19 protein-coding genes are annotated in these 20,372 nt (G+C 68.1%); 11 read left to right on the top strand and 8 right to left on the bottom strand.

Translation table 11 applies throughout. From position 1 onward, the window contains the following. Positions 1–68: 68 nt before the first annotated feature. From acpM to ACZ5IQ_RS09465, 5 genes are all read left to right on the top strand, one after another. Entirely contained in the window at positions 69–362 is a 294-nt protein-coding gene (acpM, locus tag ACZ5IQ_RS09485; RefSeq protein WP_061006272.1) for a meromycolate extension acyl carrier protein AcpM, read from the top strand. Then, positions 359–1,609 carry a 3-oxoacyl-ACP synthase KasA gene (gene kasA / locus ACZ5IQ_RS09480; RefSeq protein WP_212812164.1) on the top strand — a complete coding sequence of 417 codons (1,251 nt, stop codon included), beginning with the start codon at positions 359–361 and terminating at the stop codon, positions 1,607–1,609. Before acpM ends, kasA begins: the two co-directional genes overlap by 4 nt. A gap of 22 nt (positions 1,610–1,631) precedes the next feature. Next, complete coding sequence (gene kasB, locus ACZ5IQ_RS09475) at positions 1,632–2,900, top strand: 3-oxoacyl-ACP synthase KasB (protein ID WP_464481156.1); 1,269 nt, start codon at positions 1,632–1,634, stop codon at positions 2,898–2,900. Positions 2,901–2,939: 39 nt separating this feature from the next. Further along, the gene (locus tag ACZ5IQ_RS09470) at positions 2,940–4,367 is read left to right on the top strand and encodes an acyl-CoA carboxylase subunit beta (RefSeq protein WP_020104225.1); all 1,428 of its coding nucleotides are present in this window, start codon (positions 2,940–2,942) and stop codon (positions 4,365–4,367) included. A gap of 126 nt (positions 4,368–4,493) precedes the next feature. Continuing rightward, a complete protein-coding gene (locus tag ACZ5IQ_RS09465) occupies positions 4,494–5,138 on the top strand; it encodes a dihydrofolate reductase family protein (protein WP_061010566.1) in 645 nt (214 codons plus the stop codon). A gap of 91 nt (positions 5,139–5,229) precedes the next feature. On the opposite strand, the gene ACZ5IQ_RS09460 is transcribed toward ACZ5IQ_RS09465, so the two are convergent. After that, positions 5,230–5,979 carry an SDR family oxidoreductase gene (locus ACZ5IQ_RS09460; protein WP_061006286.1) on the bottom strand — a complete coding sequence of 250 codons (750 nt, stop codon included), beginning with the start codon at positions 5,977–5,979 and terminating at the stop codon, positions 5,230–5,232. An 87-nt stretch (positions 5,980–6,066) separates the two neighbouring features. On the opposite strand from ACZ5IQ_RS09460, the gene ACZ5IQ_RS09455 reads away from it, so the two are divergent. Then, the gene (locus ACZ5IQ_RS09455; RefSeq protein ID WP_061006268.1) at positions 6,067–6,948 is read left to right on the top strand and encodes a LysR family transcriptional regulator; all 882 of its coding nucleotides are present in this window, start codon (positions 6,067–6,069) and stop codon (positions 6,946–6,948) included. On the opposite strand, the gene ACZ5IQ_RS09450 is transcribed toward ACZ5IQ_RS09455, so the two are convergent. The 5 genes from ACZ5IQ_RS09450 to ACZ5IQ_RS09430 all read right to left on the bottom strand — a co-directional run bounded on the left by ACZ5IQ_RS09450 (position 6,949) and on the right by ACZ5IQ_RS09430 (position 12,992). After that, complete coding sequence (locus ACZ5IQ_RS09450; RefSeq protein WP_061006267.1) at positions 6,949–8,229, bottom strand: MFS transporter; 1,281 nt, start codon at positions 8,227–8,229, stop codon at positions 6,949–6,951. It abuts the gene before it with no gap. Positions 8,230–8,294: 65 nt separating this feature from the next. Next, a complete protein-coding gene (locus ACZ5IQ_RS09445; protein WP_464481155.1) occupies positions 8,295–9,494 on the bottom strand; it encodes an SfnB family sulfur acquisition oxidoreductase in 1,200 nt (399 codons plus the stop codon). 3 nt (positions 9,495–9,497) lie between these two features. Further along, on the bottom strand, positions 9,498–10,631 hold the full coding sequence (locus ACZ5IQ_RS09440; protein WP_464481154.1) for an LLM class flavin-dependent oxidoreductase: 1,134 nt from the start codon (positions 10,629–10,631) through the stop codon (positions 9,498–9,500). A 259-nt stretch (positions 10,632–10,890) separates the two neighbouring features. Then, positions 10,891–12,411: a glycerol-3-phosphate dehydrogenase/oxidase gene (locus ACZ5IQ_RS09435; protein ID WP_464481153.1), complete on the bottom strand. Its 1,521-nt coding sequence runs from the start codon at positions 12,409–12,411 to the stop codon at positions 10,891–10,893. Next, positions 12,408–12,992 (bottom strand): TetR/AcrR family transcriptional regulator, encoded by a 585-nt coding sequence (locus tag ACZ5IQ_RS09430; RefSeq protein ID WP_212812174.1) that lies wholly within the window; start codon positions 12,990–12,992, stop codon positions 12,408–12,410. The genes ACZ5IQ_RS09435 and ACZ5IQ_RS09430 overlap by 4 nt, the downstream gene beginning before the upstream one ends. 50 nt (positions 12,993–13,042) lie before the next feature. On the opposite strand from ACZ5IQ_RS09430, the gene ACZ5IQ_RS09425 reads away from it, so the two are divergent. Continuing rightward, positions 13,043–14,623 (top strand): FAD-binding oxidoreductase, encoded by a 1,581-nt coding sequence (locus ACZ5IQ_RS09425; RefSeq protein ID WP_371824562.1) that lies wholly within the window; start codon positions 13,043–13,045, stop codon positions 14,621–14,623. Further along, positions 14,620–15,507, top strand: coding sequence for a diacylglycerol kinase (locus ACZ5IQ_RS09420; RefSeq protein WP_212812176.1), 888 nt, complete (start codon positions 14,620–14,622; stop codon positions 15,505–15,507). The genes ACZ5IQ_RS09425 and ACZ5IQ_RS09420 overlap by 4 nt, the downstream gene beginning before the upstream one ends. An 11-nt stretch (positions 15,508–15,518) precedes the next feature. Here ACZ5IQ_RS09420 and ACZ5IQ_RS09415 read toward each other — a convergent pair whose 3' ends face one another. Next, positions 15,519–16,157 (bottom strand): TetR/AcrR family transcriptional regulator, encoded by a 639-nt coding sequence (locus ACZ5IQ_RS09415; protein ID WP_212812177.1) that lies wholly within the window; start codon positions 16,155–16,157, stop codon positions 15,519–15,521. A 136-nt stretch (positions 16,158–16,293) separates the two neighbouring features. Between ACZ5IQ_RS09415 and ACZ5IQ_RS09410 the strand changes: the two genes are divergently transcribed. The 3 genes from ACZ5IQ_RS09410 to ACZ5IQ_RS09400 are packed head-to-tail and all read left to right on the top strand — an operon-like array spanning position 16,294 to position 19,525. After that, positions 16,294–17,157, top strand: a complete 864-nt coding sequence (locus ACZ5IQ_RS09410) for an SDR family oxidoreductase (protein WP_244872608.1) — start codon at positions 16,294–16,296, stop codon at positions 17,155–17,157. Further along, a complete protein-coding gene (locus ACZ5IQ_RS09405) occupies positions 17,154–18,068 on the top strand; it encodes a patatin-like phospholipase family protein (RefSeq protein ID WP_212812179.1) in 915 nt (304 codons plus the stop codon). Before ACZ5IQ_RS09410 ends, ACZ5IQ_RS09405 begins: the two co-directional genes overlap by 4 nt. After that, positions 18,068–19,525 (top strand): flavin-containing monooxygenase, encoded by a 1,458-nt coding sequence (locus ACZ5IQ_RS09400; protein WP_212812180.1) that lies wholly within the window; start codon positions 18,068–18,070, stop codon positions 19,523–19,525. Before ACZ5IQ_RS09405 ends, ACZ5IQ_RS09400 begins: the two co-directional genes overlap by 1 nt. Positions 19,526–19,649: 124 nt before the next feature. On the opposite strand, the gene ACZ5IQ_RS09395 is transcribed toward ACZ5IQ_RS09400, so the two are convergent. Next, the gene (locus tag ACZ5IQ_RS09395; RefSeq protein ID WP_212812181.1) at positions 19,650–20,165 is read right to left on the bottom strand and encodes a DUF3145 domain-containing protein; all 516 of its coding nucleotides are present in this window, start codon (positions 20,163–20,165) and stop codon (positions 19,650–19,652) included. Between the last annotated feature and the right edge of the window lie 207 nt (positions 20,166–20,372).

Genomic DNA, 20,372 nt, shown 5'->3' with positions numbered 1-20,372 from the left:
CCAACCCGAATCAACCGACCCGGCACACCAAATCCGGTGTGCCGACACAACAAAAAGAAGGAGCCATCGTGGCTGCCAGTCAAGAAGAAATCATCGCCGGCCTCGCCGAGATCATCGAAGAGGTCACCGGCATCGAGCCGTCTGAGGTGACCCCCGAGAAGTCCTTCGTCGACGACCTGGACATCGACTCGCTGTCGATGGTCGAGATCGCCGTCCAGACCGAGGACAAGTACGGCGTGAAGATCCCGGACGAGGACCTGGCCGGCCTGCGCACCGTTGGTGACGTCGTCGCCTACATCCAGAAGCTCGAGGAAGAGAACCCCGAGGCTGCTGCCGCGCTGCGCGATAAGTTCAGCAAGTGACCAGGCCTTCCACGGCTAACGGAGGCTTCCCGAACGTCGTGGTGACCGCCGTGGAGGCAACCACGGCGCTCGCTGCTGACATCGAGAGCACGTGGAAGGGCCTCCTGGCAGGCGAAAGCGGCATCCGTGAGTTGACCGACGATTTCGTCACCAAGTGGGACCTTCCGGTGCGTATCGGTGGCCACCTGGTCGACGATCTCGAGGCCGAGCTCACCCGCGTCGAACTGCGCCGTAACTCGTACGTGCAGCGCATGTCGCTCGTGCTGGCGCGACGGTTGTGGAAGAACGCGGGTGCGCCCGAGGTCGATCCCGACCGTTTCGCCGTCGTGATCGGCACGGGTCTCGGTGGCGGCGAGAAGATCGTCGAAACCTACGACGCCATGAACGAGGGCGGCATCCGCAAGGTCAGCCCGCTCGCCGTTCAGATGATCATGCCCAACGGCGCGGCTGCGGTCGCCGGCTTGGAGCTGGGCGCCCGCGCCGGGGTCATCACCCCGGTGTCGGCGTGCTCGTCGGGTTCTGAGGCCATCGCCCACGGCTGGCGTCAGATCGTCATGGGCGACGCGGACTTCGCCGTCGTCGGTGGCGTGGAAGGCGGCATCGAGGCACTGCCCATCGCGGCGTTCTCGATGATGCGCGCCATGTCGACCCGCAACGACGATCCCGCGGGTGCGTCGCGGCCGTTCGACAAGGATCGTGACGGCTTCGTGTTCGGTGAAGCCGGCGCGATGATGATCATCGAGACCGAAGAGCACGCGCTGGCGCGTGGCGCCAAGCCGATCGCCCGCCTGCTGGGTGCCGGTATCACCTCGGACGCGTTCCACATGGTGGCCCCGGCAGACGGCGGCGTGCGCGCCGGTGCCGCGATGAAGCGTGCACTGGAGACCGCGGGGCTGGACGCCAAGGACATCGACCACGTCAATGCCCACGGCACTGCCACCCCGATCGGTGACACCGCCGAGGCCAATGCCATCCGCGTCGCCGGATGTCAGAACGCCGCGGTGTACGCGCCGAAGTCGGCGCTCGGCCACTCCATCGGTGCGGTCGGTGCGCTGGAGTCCGTGTTGACGGTGCTCGCGTTGCGCGACGGGGTCATCCCCCCGACGCTCAACTACGAGACGCCGGATCCCGCCATCGATCTCGATGTTGTTGCGGGCGAGCCTCGTTATGGCGACTACAAGTACGCCATCAACAACTCGTTCGGGTTCGGTGGACACAATGTCGCCCTGGCCTTTGGGCGTTATTAAGTCGAAGGGACATTGAGCAGTAATGGCAGGGGTAACCGCACAGAGGTTGTCAACGGGGAATGGTCTCCCCAATGTGGTCGTCACTGGTGTAGCCATGACGACTGCCCTGGCGACCGATGCCGAAACCACGTGGCAGAAGCTCCTTGACGGGCAGAGCGGGATCCGTCTTCTCGAAGATGACTTCATCGAGAAGTACGACCTTCCCGTCCGTATCGGTGGGCATCTGCACGAGGATTTCGACAGTGAACTGACGCGCGTCGAACTGCGTCGGCTGTCATATCTGCAGAAAATGTCGACGGTCATCGGCCGGCGAGTCTGGGAAAACGCAGGCTCGCCGGACGTTGACCCCCGACGACTGATGGTGTCGATCGGCACCGGCCTCGGCTCGACCGAGGAACTGGTCTTCGCCTACGACGGCATGCGCGAGCGCGGCCTGCGAGCGGTTTCGCCGCTGGTCGTGCAGATGTACATGCCCAACGGGGCGGCGGCCGCTGTCGGACTGGAGCGCAAGGCCAAGGCCGGGGTGTCCACCCTGATCTCGGCCTGCGCGTCCGGGTCCGAAGCCATCGCCAACGCCTGGCGCCAGCTGGTGCTGGGCGAGGCCGACGTCGCCATCACCGGCGGTGTCGAAACCAAGATCGAGGCAGTGCCGATCGCCGGGTTCGCCCAGATGCGCATCGTGCTGTCCAACACCAACGACAACCCGGCCGGTGCCTGCCGCCCGTTCGACCGCGACCGCAACGGCTTCGTGTTCGGCGAGGGTGGCGCCATGCTGGTGCTCGAGACCGAGGAACACGCCAAGGCCCGCGGCGCCAACATTCTGGCCCGCCTGATGGGCGCGAGCGTCACCTCGGACGGCTACCACATCGTGGCGCCGGACCCCAACGGTGAGCAGGCCGGCTACGCCATGACCCGGGCCATCGAACTGGCCGGGCTCGTGCCGTCCGACATCGACCACGTCAACGCGCACGCGACCGGCACCAGCGTCGGTGACGTCGCCGAGGGCGTGGCCATCAACAACGCCATGAAGGGCCACCGGCCGGCGGTGTACGCCCCCAAGTCGGCGCTGGGCCACTCGGTGGGTGCAGTTGGTGCGGTGGAGTCCATCCTCACCGTGCTCGCGCTGCGCGACGGCGTAATTCCGCCCACACTGAACCTGGACAACCTGGATCCGGAGATCGATCTGGATGTGGTCTCCAAGGCTCCGCGGCAGGGCGACTACAAGTACGCGATCAACAACTCGTTCGGGTTCGGCGGACACAACGTCGCACTCGTATTCGGCCGGTACTGAGCGACGAAGCGCATACCGCGAGATCAAGGAGATTAGAAAATGACGACCCTGGCACCTGAGGCGACGGCCGCCGAATCACTTGATCCTCGCGACCCGCTGCTGCGGCTCTCGACCTTCTTCGACCCGGGCAGCGTCAAGCCGCTGCACGAGCGCGACAAGTCGGGCGTCCTGGCCGCCTCCGGCACCGTCAACGGCGTGCACACCATCGCGTTCGCCACCGACGGCACCGTCATGGGTGGTGCCATGGGCGTCGACGGCTGCGCGCACATCGTCCGCGCCTACGACACCGCCATCGATGAGCAGGCGCCCATCGTGGGCATCTGGCACTCCGGTGGTGCCCGCCTCGCCGAGGGTGTGCGCGCGCTGCACGCGGTCGGCCAGGTCTTCGAGGCCATGATCCGGGCCTCGGGCTACATCCCGCAGATCTCGCTGGTCGTCGGCTTCGCCGCCGGTGGTGCCGCGTACGGCCCCGCCCTGACCGACGTCATCGTCATGGCCCCCGAGGGCCGCGTCTTCGTCACCGGCCCGGACGTCGTCCGCAGCGTCACCGGCGAGGACGTCGACATGGTCTCGCTCGGTGGCCCCGACACCCACCACAAGAAGTCCGGTGTGTGCCACATCGTCGCCGACGACGAACTCGACTGCTACGAGCGCGGCCGTCGCCTGGTCGGCCTGTTCAGCCAGCAGGGCCACTTCGACCGCACCAAGGCCGAGGCCGGCGACACCGACATCAAGGCCCTCATGCCCGAGTCGGCACGTCGTGCCTACGACGTGCACCCGATCGTGGAGGCCCTGCTCGACGAGGGCGTGCCGTTCGAAGAGTTCCAGTCCAAGTGGGCGCCGTCCATCGTGGTCGGCCTGGGCCGCCTCGCCGGTCGCTCCGTCGGCGTCATCGCCAACAACCCGCTGCGTCTGGGCGGCTGCCTGAACTCCGAAAGCGCCGAGAAGGCAGCACGTTTCGTGCGCCTGTGCGACGCCTTCGGCATCCCGCTGATCGTTCTGGTCGACGTCCCCGGCTACCTGCCCGGTGTGGACCAGGAGTGGGGCGGCGTCGTGCGCCGTGGCGCCAAGCTGCTGCACGCGTTCGGTGAGGCCGTGGTCCCCCGCGTCACGCTGGTGACCCGCAAGATCTACGGCGGCGCGTACATCGCGATGAACTCGCGGTCGCTCGGTGCGACGAAGGTGTTCGCGTGGCCGGACGCCGAGGTCGCCGTCATGGGCGCCAAGGCCGCCGTCGGCATCCTGCACAAGCGCAAGCTGGCCGCCGTCGAGGACGCCGCCGAGCGTGAGGCCCTGCACGAAGAGCTCGCCCTCGAGCACGAACGCATCGCCGGTGGCGTCGACTCGGCCATCGAGATCGGCGTGGTCGACGAGAAGATCGACCCGGCCCACACCCGGTCGAAGATCACCCAGGCCCTCGCCGAGGCCCCGGCCCGCCGCGGTCGCCACAAGAACATCGCGCTGTAGTTCGTTCGCGACTCACGCAAAACTGCCCCTTTTCGTTGGAAAAGGGGCAGTTTTGCGTTCCCCCGCAAGCGGGAGGTGCCCCCACCGTCGCGATGAGTTTCGGTAACCACGGAGGTCAACACGTCCATGACGCAACTGGTGAAAGTGCAGAACTTCAACGTCTCGGCGGACGGCTTCGGCGCCGGTGTCGGGCAGAGCTTCGAGCGGCCCTTCGGCCACGCCGACCCGGGCACCATGTTCGCCTGGGCCGGCGCCACCGCCAGCTGGCCCAACCGCACGGATCCGGGCGGCACCCGCGGGCTCGACGACCACCTCGTGCGCGACTTCCACCACAACATCGGCGCAGAGATCATGGGCGCGGGCAAGTTCAGCCCCTACCGCGGGCCGGCCCGGCTCGACTGGCAGGGCTGGTGGGGCGACGAGCCGCCGTTCCACACCCCGGTTTTCGTGATGACGCACCACGTGCGGCCGTCGTTCACGTTGTCGGACACCACCTTCCACTTCGTCGACGCGGCACCGGCCGAGGTCCTGGCGCAGGCGCGGGAGGCCGCGCAGGGCAAGGACATCCGCATCGGCGGCGGTGCCACTACGGTCCGCGAGTTCCTCGACGCCGACCTCATCGACACCCTGCACATCGTGGTGTCCCCCACCGTGACGCTCGGCGAGGGCTCACGACTCTGGGAATCCCCCGACGAGCTGCTCGACCGCTACCACTGCGACGTGGTACCCAGCTCCAGCGGCGTCATTCACCACTTGTTCTGGCGCCGCTGAGCTTCACTCGCGAGCAGAGTTCACCCGCGAGCAGACGTAAAACTGTCGAAAAACCTTGATTTTGGACAGTTTTACGTCTGCTCGGCAGTAGCTACCGCGTCGTGTAGCCGCCGTTGGCGAAGATGGTCTGGCCGGTGATCCAGTGGCCTTCGCCGGCGAGGAACACGACCAGCGGCGCGATGTCCTCGATCAGGGTCAACCGGCCGCCCATCGCCTGCGACTTGTGGAACTCCACGCGCTCCGGGGTCTCCTGGCCGTAGAAGAACGGCGTGTCCATGGGTCCGGGGCCGACGTTGTTGACGTTGATGCCGCGGGCCGCGAACTCTTTCGCGGCGGCCCGGGTGAAGTGCTCGACGGGGCTCTTCGCGCCGGCGTAGGTGCTGTAACCGTCGGTGAAGGCCGCCAGCAGCGCCGTTACGATGGTGATCACCGAGCCGCCGTCGTTGAGCCGGCGGCCGGCCTGCTGCAGGAAGAAGTACGCGGCCTTGGCGTTGATGTCGAACATCGAATCGTATTCGGCCTCAGTCGTTTCCACGATCGGCTTGCGCAGCACCTTGCCGACGGTGTTGATCGCGACGTCGACACCGCCGAATGCCTCGACCGCCGCGTCGAACAACTTCCCCACGTTGCCGGGCACCGTCAGGTCGCCCTGGACCTTGATGGCCTTGGCGCCGGCGGCCTCGACGGCGGCGACGGTCTGGTCGGCGTCGGCCTCGGTCGCGGCGCTGTTGTAGTGCACCGCGACGTTGACGCCGCGCGCGCCGAGGGTGGTGCTGATCAGACCGCCCAGGTTCTTGGCTCCGGCGGCGACGACTGCTGACTTACCTTCGAGATTGCTCATGTCGCCCACGCTAGCCACGGCCAGCCACAAATAGAAACGAAACTTTTCTACCTATCCACAAGCAGCAGTTGTAGATAGGGTGACGGCATGACCAGGCCGTATCCCGATCTGCGTCGGCTGCAGCACTTCCTCGCGGTCGCCGACGCCGGTGGCTTCACCCGCGCCGCGGACCAGCTGCACCTGAGCCAGCAGGCCCTCAGCAGCTCGATCCGCCAACTCGAAAAAGAGCTGGGCGCAACGCTTTTCGACCGCGACGGCCGCCGGGTCATCTTGACGCCGGCGGGCCGGCAACTGCACAGCGATGCCCGGACCCTGCTCGCCGCCGCCCACACCGTCACCGATCACGTGCAGCGCGCGGCCAGCGCCGCGCGGGAGAACTACGTCGTCGGGCACACCCCCGCCCTCGAGAGCATCGAGGCGTACGCGCTGCTGGAGCCGGTGATCGACGCCTTCGCCGACGTGTCCTTCACGTTCCGCCAGATGTTTCCGGACCAGCTGTCTCCCGCGCTCCTCGACGGGTCGATCCAGCTCGCACTGCGCCGCGGCGTGGTGCCGGACCGCGACCTCGCCACCGCGGTGCTGGGCTATCACCAGGTGTGCGTGGCGGTGCTGAGTTCGCACCCCCTGGCGCAGCGCGACGCCGTCGACCTCACCGATCTGACCGACGAACGGATCGCGCTCTGGGCACCGCCTGGCGCGTCGTACTACAGCGACCTCCTGCTCGGCGCCTGTCGCCGAGCCGGATTCGAGCCGGACTACGTCGTCAGCCGCGTGCAGGGCGCGGCCACGATTGCCGCGCCGTTGACGACGGGAGCGGTGGCGTTCGTGACGCATCCGGTGGGTCCGGTGATGAGCGGCCGGGTGACGGTCGTCGACCTCCGGCCGCCACTACTCGTCCCGGTGCAGGCCATGTGGCAGCGGCATACGCGGTCGCCGATCCGGGACCTGCTGCTCGCCCAGCAGGGGTAGTCAGGCGCGCGCCACCAGAGCCTCGTCGGCGAGGTCGTCGAGCTCCTTGCCCTTGGTCTCGGGCCCGAACAGGTAACCGATCACGGTCAGCAGCCAGATGCCGGAGAGCGCCAGATAGGGCGTCTGCACGCCGTAATGGCCGATGGCCCAGCCCACGACGGTCGGCGCCGCTATCGACACGATGCGGCCGCCGCCGACGGCCACACCAAATCCGGTGCCGCGCAGCACTGTTGGGAACAACTCGGAAATGTAGGCGTCCCCGACGCCCCACAGCCAGCCCAGCGTGGCGATGGAGATGGCGCCGTAAACCTGGTATTCGGCCAGCGAATCCGAGGTGGCCGCCAAAATCGCGGAACCGGCCTCGATGACGGCGCCGAGGATGGCCGAGGGGCGGCGCCCGAATCTGTCGGCCAACGCGGTGCCGATGAAGACGAAGACAACCTGCAGCAGGAAGAACACCAGGGCGTAACGGATCGCGTCGGTGGTGGACGCATGGAATCGCTTGACGATGTACGTGGTGAGAAACAGGGTCGAACCCCAGTAGCCGACCGCGTTGGCCGTGTAGATCAGCCAGCCCACGACCAGCCGCCGCCGTACGCCGGGCAGCTGCCACAGTTTGGCGCGCGGGATACCGTCTCGCTTGCGCGTCTCGTTGACCTCGGTGTAGCGCGGCGATTCCGTGATGCCCTGGCGGACAAGGAACAAGATGATGGCCGGCACGATGGCCACGATGAACGACGACTGCCAGCCGTACCGCGGCACCAGCACGAGCGCGACGGCGGCCGCGAGGACATAACCGAGCGAGAAGAGCGAGAAGATCACCCCGCCCACGCCGATCGCCCGGGTCTTGGTGGGCCATACCTCGGCGGTGTAGGGCGCGCCCACCGCCAGCTCGCCGGCGCCGCCCACTCCGGTGAGGAACCGCAGGCCGGTGAATGCGGACAGGTTGGTGGTGATGCCCGCCAGTGCCGTGGTGATGCCGTACAGCAGGATCGACGCACCCAGAGTGGTTTTGCGTCCCCACCGGTCGGCAGCGATGCCGAAGCCAATGGTCCCGATGGTGTAGCCGACCAGGAAGATCGACCCGATGTACCCGGCCTGGGCCTCGGTGATCTGCAGGGTCTTCTTGATCTCGGGCAGGACCAGGCCGTAGATGTTGACGGCATACGAGTCGAAGCCGTACCCCAGCCCGGCCGTCACCGCCACGAACAGCGCCGGTTTGAACGGCTGTGATTTAGCCGATGGCGAATCGGTCTGTGCCTCTTCTAGATTCGCGGACATCTCGCGACGCTATCGGGTAACAGACCGCGTCCGAATATTCAGAATCCGCAGGATCGCAAGTGCTTTCAGATCTGCCCGTGATTCGGCGGTGCCACGCCGGACAGTTCCCACGCGCCGATGTGGTGGTATTTCCAGTCGACGGGGTCGTGCACGCTGTGGGTCCGCGCGTTGCGCCAGTGCCGGTCGAGGTCGTGACGGCGGTCCGTGCCGCTCGCGCCGGTCAGCGCAAAGAGCTGACTGGCAACGTCGACGGCCACATCACTGGCGAAGGCCTTGGCCTGCGCCACCGCTATCGAGCCGTGCGCGGCCGCGTCGGGATCGGCGACATCGAGGCCGATCTCCTCGAGTTCGCCTGCGGCCCAACGTAAGAGCTGGGTCGACGCCCGGGTGCGGGTGGCGAGTTGGCCGAATCGCAGCAGGATGTGCGGATCGTCGCTTGCCGTCGTCGCCGCTCCGTAACGCACCGCCTCGAAGAACGGCCGGCTGCGGGTGCGGACGAACTCGGCGGCGTCGGCCAGGGCGCCTTCGGCGATACCGGCTTCGATGGCGGTGTGGACCAACTGGGCGCGGGCACCGAGCAGTTGCGGCTTCTCGAATGCCGACCAGTAGGGCAGGACCAGGTCGCCGTCGACGGCGACGCCATCCAACGTCGTGGTGCCACTCACCGTCGAGCGCTGCCCCATGGCGGCCCAGTCTTCGTCGATGGTCACGCCGGGCGCATCACGTTCGACGAACGCCAGCACGAGACGATCGTCGGGATCGAGCGCGCTGACCGCGAGCCACTGCGAGGTGATGGCGCCGGTGCAGTAGTACTTGGTGCCGTCGAGTCGCCACCGCGCCCCATCGCGGATCAGGCGCGTCTTGAGGTCTTGGGCATGATGGCCACCCCGCTCGGCGAGCACCGGGCCGATGCGCGCGCCGTCGACGACAGCGGGCAGGATGCGGGCCCGCTGCAGTGGTGTGCCGAGCAGGCGCAGGATGTCCACGGCCAGGTAGTGACCCTGCGGCGTCTGTGCCAGCGCGGGATCCGCGGCCGCGACGATCCTGATGACCTCGGCCAGCGTGCGCGGCCCGAGCCCGTCTCCCCCGTCGTCGATCGGCACCGTGATGGCCGGCAGGCCCAGCTTGTCGAACTCGGCCACTTCGGCGCGGGGTACCGCACCGGCCCGATCACGTTCTGCCGCACCGGGCTTCACCGATGCCGCGAACTCTTCCGCGACGGCGACGACGTCGGCGTGGCTCCGGGGAGCCCGGGTGCGGGCCATGTCTCAGGAGCGCCGATCAGCGAGTAGGCCGCGCTCCGCCAGGATCGGGATGACGCCCTCGCCAAAGCTGAAGGCCTCTTCCAGATGCGGATACCCGGACAGGATGAACTCGTCGAGGCCCAGCTCGTGGTACTCGGCGATGCGGTCGGCGACCTGCTCATGACTGCCGACCAGTGCGGTGCCGGCGCCGCCACGGACCAGACCGATACCGGCCCACAGGTTGGGCGAGACCTCCAGGTTGTCGGTCCGACCGCCGTGGAGGGCCGACATCCGGCGCTGCCCCTCGGACTGCGAGCTGCGCTGCACCTGCTGGGCGCGCTTGATGCTCTCGGGATCGAGGCCCGCCAGCAGTTTGTTGGCCTGCGCCCACGCCTCTTCTTCGGTGGGCCGGCTGATGACGTGCAAACGAATACCGAACCGCAGTTCCCCGGCCGCCCGCCGCGCTCGGCCCAGGTTCTTGACCTGGTGGCGCACGGCGTCGAGCTTCTCCGCGACCTGAGCGGGTGGCTCACCCCACGTCAGGTGCACGTCGGCGTGTTCGGCGGCCACTTCCAGCGCTTCGGCCGACGAGCCGCCGAGGTAGATGTCCGGCCAGGTCTCGGCCGGGATGATCGTCGCGTTCTCCACGGACAGGTGCTTGCCGGTGAAGGTGACCGGCTTGCCGGACCACAGCTGCCGGAAGATCGTGAGGAACTCGGCGGCCCGCTCGTAGCGCTCGGACTTGCCGAGGTAGTCGCCGAAGCGGCGCTGCTCGATGTCATCACCGCCGGTGACGACGTTGAGCAGCAATCGGTTTCGCGAGATGCGCTGGTACGTGGCGGCGGCCTGGGCGACCAGGGTCGGGGCCTGCAGCCCCGGCCGGAAGGCCACGAGGTACTTGAAGTGTTCGGTCCGCTGCGTCAGCGCTGCCGTGAACACCCAGGCGTCCTCACACCAGCTACTCGTCGGGGTCAGCGCCCCGGTGAACCCGAGTTTCTCCGCGGCGCCGGCCACCAGGCTGAGGTATTCGAGGTCGGGAGCCCGATCCGCGCCGAAGGCGTCGGCCCGGCTGCCTGCGCCACCGACCGCGTTGCCGAGACTCAGGTCGGTGCGCGAGTCACCGTTGGTCGGCAGGAACCAGTGCAGGGTGATTGCCATCGGTCTACAGCGAGAACTCGACGCGACTGCCGTTGCGAGTGGTCGTGGTCAGAACAGGCATGTCTCAACTCCCGGGAACGTGATGCCACCACACGAGAAGAGCAGTGGCGAATGCAGACTTCTCTCCGGAATCTAGAGCCAAGCGCCGTCACCGGGAACTGCCGTTGCCTCGGATCCCGGCGCCGCGACAGGCGTGACCACCGGACGTGCCTGCGATTCCGTCAGAATCATGCTGATTCCAACGCCGCCGATCCGGCAGCTAGATGAACTCCTGCGCCACCGCGGCGACGCGGTCGCGGTCGGCGTCGACGAGCCCGATCCGGGTCCGGCGGTCCAGGATGTCGTCGGCGGTCAGCGCGCCTTCGTGCGTGACGGCGTATTCGAATTCGGCGCGGGTGACGTCGATGCCGTCGGCCACCGGCTCGGTGGGACGCTCACACGTGGCGGCGGCGAACACGTTCGGCGCCTCGGCGCCGTAGCGCGCCACGAGCGACTCCGGCAGCGCCGCAAGACGATCCACTGACACCGGGTTCTCCGGAGCGCCGACCAGCGGCAGATTCCGGGTCCGGCACTCCCCCGCGCCGAGCCCGCGCAGCGACATCGCCCGATTCAGCACATCCTCGGCCATGTACCGGTATTCGGTGAGCTTGCCACCGATGACGCTGAGCACACCGCTGCCGGACACGACGACGGCGTGATCGCGCGACACGTCGGCGGTGTTGCCCTCGCCGGTATCGATCAATGGCCGCAGCCCCGCGTAGGCACCCAGGACGTCGTCCGGCCCCAGGCTCGTCGCCAGCGCGGTGTTGACGGTGTCGAGCAGGAACGTGATCTCGGCCGGAGTCGGTTGCGGCACATCCGGAATGGGGCCGGGCGCGTCCTCGTCGGTGAGGCCGAGGTAGACGCGGCCGAGCTGTTCGGGCATGGCGAAGACGAACCGGTTGAGCTCGCCCGGGATCGGAACCGTCAGCGCCGCAGTCGGATTGCCGAACGCCGCGGCGTCGAACACCAGGTGGGTGCCGCGGCTGGGCCGCAGCTTGATCGCGCCGTCGAGCTCACCGGCCCACACGCCGGCGGCGTTGATCACCGCGCGCGCCGTCAGATCGAAAGTTTCCCCGGTGAGTTGGTCGGTCAGCCGCACCGAGGTGCCGGTGGCGTCGGACGCCGCCACCCGGGTCAGGATGCGGGCGCCATGCTGGGCGGCGGTGCGCGCCACCGCGGTGACCAGACGGGCGTCGTCGATCAGTTGGCCATCGTAGGCGAGCAACGCGCCGTCGAGTCCGTCGCGGCGCACCGCGGGCACCAACTCCGCCGCGCGGGCCGCGTCGACCCGTCCCGACCGCGGCAGGATCGACGCCGATGTGCCGGCCAGCCGGCGCAGGCCGTCGCCGGCGATGAATCCGGTACGCACCAAAGCCCTTGAGGCCCGGTTAATCTCGGACAGCAGCGGCACGAGTTGCGGCATGGCGTGCACGAGGTGCGGGGCGTTGCGGCTCATCAGGATGCCGCGCTCGATGGCGCTGCGCCGGGCGATGCCCACGTTTCCGGTGGCCAGGTAGCGCAGGCCGCCGTGCACGAGTTTGGAACTCCACCGGCTGGTGCCGAACGCCAGGTCGTGCTTCTCGACGAGCACCGTCGACAGTCCGCGGGTCGCGGCGTCCAGCGCGATGCCCACGCCGGTGATGCCGCCGCCGATGACGACGACGTCGACGGTCTCGCCGTCCGCCAGCGCCGTCAGCTCGGCTGTGCGGCGGGCGGCGTTGAGGGCACTGCTGCTCATGGTTTCAGGTATCCGTTCAGGGAGTGCGCGAGTTCGATGTCCAGCGCGGCAACGTCGAGGACAGGCGCGACCATCTGCGCCGACTGGATGGCGGACTGGACGATCAGCAGGCACATGGCGGCGAGTTGCCTGGGGTCGCCGGGGCGGACGCTGCCGTCGGCCTGCGCCGTGGCGAGCGCGCCGGCCAGCACTTCCAGCAGGATCTGCTGGCTGGTGCCCATGCGCTGCGAGATGTAGACCATCGCCAGCGCGGGTGCGCTGCTCAGGACGGACATGATGACTTCGTCGGCGCGCAGCCGCTCCGCCATGCCGACCATGCGTTTGACGATCGCCTCGCGGTCGTCGCCAGTGACGGCAACCTCATTGAGCGCGTTGGTGATTCGTGCCGTCAGCAGCGCCGCGAGGATCGCCTGCGTGTCCGGCCAGCGCCGGTACACCGTCGGCCGGCTGACGCCGGCACGACGTGCGATCTCGGCCAACGTCACGCGATCCACGCCGAAGGCGATCACGCAATCAGCCGCAGCGTCGATGATTCGGGCATCCAGAGAATCCCGAGCTTCATCGTTACTGATTGACATCATGTGTAATACTGTAACGCATGACCGCGACACGTGACCACCTCGAACCGCCGATGAAGTGGAACGCCTGGGGTGACCCCGCTGCAGCCAAGCCCCTGTCCGACGGCATCCGCGGCCTGCTGACCGCGGCCCTGGGCATCGACGCGACGCCGGCCGACGAGCTCGAGGCCGACCAGGTCACGTTGCGCCCGTCCGCCCTGGCGGACGCCGACCGCGTTGCACTCGCGGCGATCGTCGGCGACGAGTTCTGCCGAACCGACGATCACGACCGCCTGCTGCGGGCCGGCGGCAAGTCGACACTGGACCTGTTGCGCCGCAAGGACACCGGCGAGCAGGACGCAGCGGACGCGATCCTGCTGCCCGGCTCCGAGGACGAGATCGCCCGGGTGCTCCAGTACTGCACCGAACACCGCATCGCCGTCGTCCCGTTCGGTGGTGGCACCAGTGTGGTCGGCGGACTCGACCCGATCCGGAACGGCTTCAGCGCCGTCGTATCGCTGGACCTGCGCCGCCTGGACCGGCTGGTCGGGCTCGACAAGGAATCCGGCGAGGCCGAGCTCGAGGCCGGCGTCACCGGCCCCCAGGCCGAGGAACTCCTTGGCGCCGAGGGCTTTTCGCTCGGCCACTTCCCGCAGAGCTTCGAATTCGCGACCATCGGCGGGTTCGCCGCGACGCGGTCGTCGGGGCAGAACTCGGCCGGCTACAACCGGTTCGACGACATGGTGCGCGGACTCACCGTCGTCACCCCGGCCGGCGTCCTGGACCTGGGCCGCGCCCCCGCGTCGGCAGCCGGGCCCGACCTGCGTCAGCTGATCGTCGGCTCGGAGGGCACCTTCGGCGTCATCACCCGGGTGCGGGTGCGCGTGCACCCGGTGCCCGAGACCACCCGCTACGAGGCGTGGTCCTTCCCCGACTTCGCCACCGGCGCAGCGGCTTTGCGCGCCGTCGTGCAGACCGGCACCGGCCCGACGGTCATCCGCCTGTCCGATGAGGTGGAGACCGGCATCAACCTGGCCACCACCGACAGCATCGGCGAGCAGACCATCACCGGTGGCTGCCTGGCCATCACGCTGTTCGAAGGCACGGCCGCGCACACCGAGAGCCGCCACGACGAGACGCGTGCGCTGCTGGCCGCTCAGGGTGGCACCTCGCTCGGCGAGGCCCCGGCCCGCGCGTGGCAGCACGGCCGGTTCGGCGCCCCGTATCTACGCGACTCACTGCTCACGGCCGGCGCCCTGTGCGAGACCTTGGAGACCGCGACGACGTGGTCCAACGTGCCGGCGCTGAAGGCGGCCGTCACCGAGGCCCTCACCAGCTCGCTACAGGAAAGCGGCACACCGGCTTTGGTGATGTGCCACATCTCGCACGTCTACCCCACCGGTGCCTCGCTGTACTTCACGGTCGTGGCCGGCCAGCGCGGCAACCCCATCGAGCAGTGGCGCGCGGCGAAAACCGCGGCGTCCGAGGCCATGGTGCGCTGCGGCGCCACCATCACCCACCACCACGCCGTCGGCGCCGACCACAAGCCGTGGATGACGGCCGAGGTCGGCGACCTGGGCGTCGAGGTACTGCGCGCCGTCAAGAACGTGCTCGATCCCGGCGGAATCCTCAACCCGGGCAAGCTGATCCCGTGAGAGTCACCCTGCTGACCAACCCCGCCTCGGGCCAGGGACGCGGCTCGGCGGCAGCGCAGCGCGCCGTCGTGCGGCTGCAACGCCGCGGTGTCGACGTGGTCGAGCTGATCGGGTCCGACGCCGCCCATGCCCGCCAACTGCTCGACGAGGCACTCGACCACGGCACCGACGCGGTGGTGGTGGCCGGCGGTGACGGCATCATCTCCCTTGCGCTGCAGGCACTTGCGCAGGGCGACGTGCCGCTCGGCATCATCCCGGCCGGCACCGGCAACGACCATGCCCGCGAGTTCGAGATTCCGCGCGACGACCCGGAAGCCGCCGCCGACATCATCGCGACAGGCCGCACCCGCACCATCGACCTGGGCCGGATCGAGGGCGCCGACGGCACCGTCCGCTGGTTCGGCACGGTGATGTCAGCAGGCTTCGACTCGCTGGTCACCGATCGCGCCAACCGGATGACGTGGCCGCGGGGCCGGATGCGCTACAACGCGGCCATGCTGGTCGAGCTGTCGCAGTTGCGGCTGCACACGGCGCGGGTCAGTTTCGACGGCGGTCCCGAGCAGGAAATCCCCGTGACACTGGCGACTTTCGGCAATGGCAAGAGCTATGGCGGCGGCATGCTGATCTGCCCGGGCGCCGACCTGGGCGACGGCCTGCTCGATGTCACGATGGCGGCCTCGGCGTCGCGCACCAAACTGATCCGGCTGTTCCCCACGGTGTTCAAGGGCACGCATGTCCACCTCGACGAGGTGACCACGCGGCGGGCCCGAACCGTCACCATCGACGTGCCGGGCATCAACGCCTATGCCGACGGCGAATACGTGTGCCCGCTGCCGGTGACGGTGTCCGCGGTGCCCAACGCGCTGCGGGTCCTGGTTCCGTAGTCCGGCGGTCGTCAGTCCTGCGTAGCGGCAAGCAGCGCAAGCAGATTCATCAACCGGGTGATGGCGCCGGTGACCGGCCGGGCCGGCAGTGTCGGATCGACGGCACGCTGAATCCCGAGCCCGATGCCGGCGCTGAGAAACAGGTTGCCGATGTCGTCGAAGCTGTCGATCACCCCGGCGGCGACCATCTGCTCTTCGCCGAGCCCCAAATCGACCGCGAGCGAACGCAATACGTCGACGACCATCTGAGCGGCTTCGTTGCGAAGGTCCGTGACCATCTGCCCCAACTCGGGATCGTTGCGCGACAGCACCACGAATTCGAGTTCCAGCATCGTCCAGCCCACGTCGCCGGCGGTCCGTTCCAGCCAGGCGTTCACCGCCTCGACGCGGCTCGGCACATCGGCATCCGACATCGCCAGCTCTGACATCTCGGCGAACTTCTCGCGGTGGATGGCCTCGAGCACCTCCCGGCACAGGACCGGCTTGCTGCCGAAATTCGAATACACCGCGCCCTTGCTGTAGCCGGCGTCGTCGGCGATGTCCTCGAGGCTCGTGGAGGCATAACCGTGCTCGAGAAACCGGGCCTTCGCCGCGTCGAGCAGTTCGGCACGCGTCTGTTCCTGACGCTGCACCCTGGTCAATCGCGGCATGCGTTGATATTAATGGTTTGCGATACCGGGAGTACTGGCTTTACTCGGAGAATTCGGATACCGTGAGTATTCGAACGAGCCAGCAAGGCTCCTACCAGCAGATTCGAGGCTATCGATGCAGCTAGCACGACGCGCCATGTCACTCGACGGCGCCACAGTCATCATCACCGGAGGTGCCAGGGGCATCGGCGCCAAGACCGCCGAGCTGTTCTCTCAGCACGGCGCCACCGTGTGGATCGGCGACGTCGACGCCGACATCGCCGAGCAGACGGCCCGCAAAATCCCCCGCTGTCGCAGCGCACGCCTCGATGTCACCCGGCGTGACTCCTGGGACCAGTTCGTCGGGCAGGTGGTCAAGGAGTCCGGCCGCATCGACATCCTTATCAACAACGCCGGCGTGATGCCGCTGGGCGCTTTCGAGTCCGAAGCCGAGGCCACGACCGACCTGATCCTCGACGTCAACGTCCGGGGCGTGCTCAACGGCATGCGGGCAGTGATCCCGCTGATGATCACGCGCGGCAGCGGCCACGTCGTGAACATCGCATCGATGGCGGGCATGATTCCCGTCCCGGGCATGGTGACCTACAACGCCAGCAAGTTCGCCGCCGTCGGGGCGTCGCTGGCGGCGAGAACCGAATACGCCGGAACGGGCGTCACCGTGTGCGCGGTGCTGCCGTCAGCAGTCCGCACCGAACTGTCCTCCGGCGTCCAACTCGGCGGCGGCATGCCGACGGTCGACCCGGAAGATGTCGCGCAGGCGGTCCTCAAGACGTTGCGCACCAAGGCCGCCCGGACCTCGGTACCCCAATGGGTGGCACCAGGCTGGGCTCTGGTCGACGCGCTGGTGCCGGAGTTCGTCCAGCGTGCGGCACGCGCGCTCATCGACGATCGCCGCGCCCTGACCGCCCTCGACCCCGTCGGCCGTTCGGCCTACCTGGATCGGATCGAGCGGCAGTCGAAAGACCATGATGTCGAGTCGAACTCGGAAGCGCGCCGATGAAGCGGGCGCTCGTCATCGGCTGCGGCGGGACCATCGGCGGCGCCTGGATCGTCGCGGCCCTGCACGCCCTCCAGGAGCAGACCGGTTGGGACCCGCGGGAAGCCTCGGTGTTGCAGGGCACCTCGGCGGGCGCCGAGATCGTCACGATGCTCGGCGGCGGCGCGTCCGTCGACGACCTGGTCGCGATGCACCGCGGCACCAGTACCGACGAACGTCTGCGCCGGCACATCGAGGCGACGCCGCCGAGCCTGCCGCCGCTGCCGGCACCCCGCCTGCTCAACCCCGCACTTCTGCGCAGTCAGAACGGCCTGGCCGCGGTCACCGGCATCGCACCGACCGGCCGCGGCAACGCAGACTGGCTGCAGCACTTGGCATCTGGCTTCGCCAACAAATCGGGTTGGCTGGATCACCCGGGCGCCCGCATGGTGGCATTCGACTACCAGCGCGGCGAGCGGGTGGCTTTCGGCGCCCCCGGCGCGCCGAAAGCCACGGCGGGCGAAGCACTCCGGGCGTCATGGGGTGTCCCCGGCTGGATGCCACCGGTCCGTATCGGCGATCGCACGTTCGTCGACGGCGGCGCCGCGTCCACCGCGTCGGTCGACCTCATCAGCCCTGACGACGCCGACCTCATCTACGTCATCACGCCGATGGCCTCCGAAAGCGGCGTTCGCGCACCGGGGTTGGGCGGCATCCTCGAACACCGACTGCTGCGCCGCCCGATGTCCACCGTGCTGGATGCCGAAGTCGCCACCGCCCGGGCCCGCGGCATCGAGGTCGTCGTGATCCAACCGGACGCCGACGATCTGGCCGGCCTGGGTGCCAACTTCATGCTGCGCGGCAAGCGGCGCGCGGCGTTCGAATCCGCCATGACCACCGCACCGAACACGGTGCGTCGAGCCTGGGAGTCCTGATGAGCACACGTGATCCGCGCATCGTCATCATCGGCGCCGGCGTCGCCGGGATCGCCTCCGCGTACACCTTCCAGCAGGCCGGGTTCACCAACTTCACCATCCTGGAGAAGGGTTCGGACGTCGGCGGGGTGTGGCACTGGAACCGCTACCCCGGGCTGACGTGTGATGTGCCGTCGCACATCTACCAGTTCGCCTTCGCGCCCAAGCCCGACTGGAGCCATATCTGGGCCGGTGGCCAGGAGATTCAGGAGTATCACCGCGACGTCGTCGAGCGCTTCGGGCTCGACAAGCACCTGCGCCTCAACACCGAGGTCACGGCGCTGCACTACAACCAGGACGAACACACCTGGACCGTCACGACCCAGAACGAGACGCTGACAGCCGATTTCGTCATCTGTGCCACGGGCGTGCTGCACCACCCCTTCACGCCGGACATCCCCGGCATGGACGCCTTCGAGGGCACCGTCGTGCACACCGCCCGGTGGGATCCCGAACTCGAGACCGCGGGCAAGCGCATCGCCGTGATCGGCACCGGGTCGACCGGCGTGCAGGTGGTTTCGGCGTTGCAGCCCACCGCCGGCAGGCTGCTGCACTTCGCGCGGTCGCCGCAGTGGATGCTGTGGGCACCGATGAAGTTGCCGCAGCTGGGTGCCGTCACCGCGCTGCTGCGCGCCATGCCGCAGCTGTATCAGGCTGTCGCCGAACGCATTCCGCTGTGGGGTTCGAGCGTTCTCGTCGACATCGTGACCAAGCCGACGTGGCGTCGCAAGCTGGTGCAGCAGTACGCCCGACTGAGCCTGCGGGCCCAGGTCCGCGACCCGAAGTTGCGTGCCGAGCTGACGCCCGACTACCAGCCGCTGTGCAAACGGCAGGTGTTGTCGGGCACGTACTACCAGGCGATCAAGGCCCCCAATGCCCAACTCGTCACCGATCGCATCGCGGAGTTCACGCCCACCGGCATCCGCACCACGGAGGGCGAGCACCACAGGATCGATATCGCCGTGCTGGCCACCGGTTTTCAGGCGCACAACTACATGCGTCCGATGCAGGTGGTGGGGCGCGACGGCGTCACCCTGGACGACGCCTGGGTCAAAGGCCCGCGCGCCTACCGGATGACCGCGATCCCCGGCTTCCCGAATCTGTTCACCGTGCTGGGCCCGAACTCACCCACGGGGTCCATCTCGCTGCAGTACACCGCGGAACTCACCGCGCGGTACATCGTGAAGTGGCTCAAGCGTTTCGAGCGTGGCGAGATCAACGAGGTCGAAGTGACCGAGGCGGCCACCGACGAATTCAACGCCGCCGCTGTCGAGGCCATGGAGCCGACGGTGTGGAACACCGGCTGCAACTCCTGGTACTTCAGCGAAGGCGGCACCATCGACCTGTGGCCGTTCGACGTCGCCACGATCACCAGCATGCTGAGCGAGCCCGAACCGGAGCACTACCGGGTCAGCTAGCCGGGGATGGATCGGCGCGTAGAACTCTATCGACCGCGAAGGTGCACGTGGATCGCGAATCTCGCCGGTTCGGCGAGCTGTGTGCACGCTCGCGTCGATGCGACAGCCGCGTGGACCGGTCGAACTAGCCGACGCCCCGGTTCAGCCAGCTGACCTCGCCGACCTCGGCGCCGCCGCCGCGATACGGCTCCAGCGCCTCGTCCCAGGCGGTGCCGAGCACGGTGTCGAGTTCAGCGGCGAGCATGTCGGCGCCGCCCTCCATCAGCGCGCGCAGCCGCTGCTCGCCGACCACGGTGTCGCCGTTGGCGCTCATCGATCCGCTCCACAGGCCCAGCGTCGGGGTGTGGCACCAGCGGTGGCCGTCGACGCCGGTGCTCGGATCCTCGGTCACCTCGAAGCGCAGCACCGACCACGACCGCAAAGCGCTGGCGAGTTGAGCTCCGGTGCCGACGGGTCCCATCCAATTGGTGATGGCGCGCAGCTGACCGGGCATGGCGGGTTGGGGCGTCCACTTGAGGTTCGCCCGCGCCGACAGAGTCGACGAAAGTGCCCACTCCACATGCGGGCATACCGCCGCGGGAGAGGCATGGATATACACCACGCCCGTCGTCGCGTCGGCGAGTTGGTTCGACGCACGCATCATCTGCTCCTTCAGCTACACGAGGGACGTCTTCCCCAACGACCTGGTGTTGCTGAAATGTTGCAGTTGTTTAGTGCGTGTCTATTGTGCCGCCTGAGACCCCTGTTGCGCTAGTCTGTCGCGCAATCTCTCAGGACGGCCACAGAATCGCACCGCGATCAGGGGCGTTGCCGACTCGGCGTCGCCGATCCCGGCAATTACCGGACA

It is taken from the genome of Mycobacterium toneyamaense (assembly GCF_055384815.1).
This window is presented reverse-complemented; position numbering and strand designations above follow the sequence as displayed.

Bases quoted from the DNA above. Each gene is read 5' to 3' on its own strand.
- ACZ5IQ_RS09470 (WP_020104225.1), top strand. From the start codon at position 2,940: ATGACGACCCTGGCACCTGAGGCGACGGCCGCCGAATCACTTGATCCT.
- ACZ5IQ_RS09435 (WP_464481153.1), bottom strand. From the start codon at position 12,411: ATGAGCAGCAGTGCCCTCAACGCCGCCCGCCGCACAGCCGAGCTGACG.
- ACZ5IQ_RS09400 (WP_212812180.1), top strand. From the start codon at position 18,068: ATGAGCACACGTGATCCGCGCATCGTCATCATCGGCGCCGGCGTCGCC.
- ACZ5IQ_RS09430 (WP_212812174.1), bottom strand. From the start codon at position 12,992: ATGATGTCAATCAGTAACGATGAAGCTCGGGATTCTCTGGATGCCCGA.
- ACZ5IQ_RS09425 (WP_371824562.1), top strand. From the start codon at position 13,043: ATGAAGTGGAACGCCTGGGGTGACCCCGCTGCAGCCAAGCCCCTGTCC.
- ACZ5IQ_RS09415 (WP_212812177.1), bottom strand. From the start codon at position 16,157: ATGCCGCGATTGACCAGGGTGCAGCGTCAGGAACAGACGCGTGCCGAA.
- ACZ5IQ_RS09460 (WP_061006286.1), bottom strand. From the start codon at position 5,979: ATGAGCAATCTCGAAGGTAAGTCAGCAGTCGTCGCCGCCGGAGCCAAG.
- ACZ5IQ_RS09445 (WP_464481155.1), bottom strand. From the start codon at position 9,494: ATGGCCCGCACCCGGGCTCCCCGGAGCCACGCCGACGTCGTCGCCGTC.
- kasB (WP_464481156.1), top strand. From the start codon at position 1,632: ATGGCAGGGGTAACCGCACAGAGGTTGTCAACGGGGAATGGTCTCCCC.
- ACZ5IQ_RS09410 (WP_244872608.1), top strand. From the start codon at position 16,294: ATGTCACTCGACGGCGCCACAGTCATCATCACCGGAGGTGCCAGGGGC.
- ACZ5IQ_RS09455 (WP_061006268.1), top strand. From the start codon at position 6,067: ATGACCAGGCCGTATCCCGATCTGCGTCGGCTGCAGCACTTCCTCGCG.
- ACZ5IQ_RS09450 (WP_061006267.1), bottom strand. From the start codon at position 8,229: ATGTCCGCGAATCTAGAAGAGGCACAGACCGATTCGCCATCGGCTAAA.
- ACZ5IQ_RS09395 (WP_212812181.1), bottom strand. From the start codon at position 20,165: ATGCGTGCGTCGAACCAACTCGCCGACGCGACGACGGGCGTGGTGTAT.
- ACZ5IQ_RS09405 (WP_212812179.1), top strand. From the start codon at position 17,154: ATGAAGCGGGCGCTCGTCATCGGCTGCGGCGGGACCATCGGCGGCGCC.
- ACZ5IQ_RS09440 (WP_464481154.1), bottom strand. From the start codon at position 10,631: ATGGCAATCACCCTGCACTGGTTCCTGCCGACCAACGGTGACTCGCGC.
- ACZ5IQ_RS09465 (WP_061010566.1), top strand. From the start codon at position 4,494: ATGACGCAACTGGTGAAAGTGCAGAACTTCAACGTCTCGGCGGACGGC.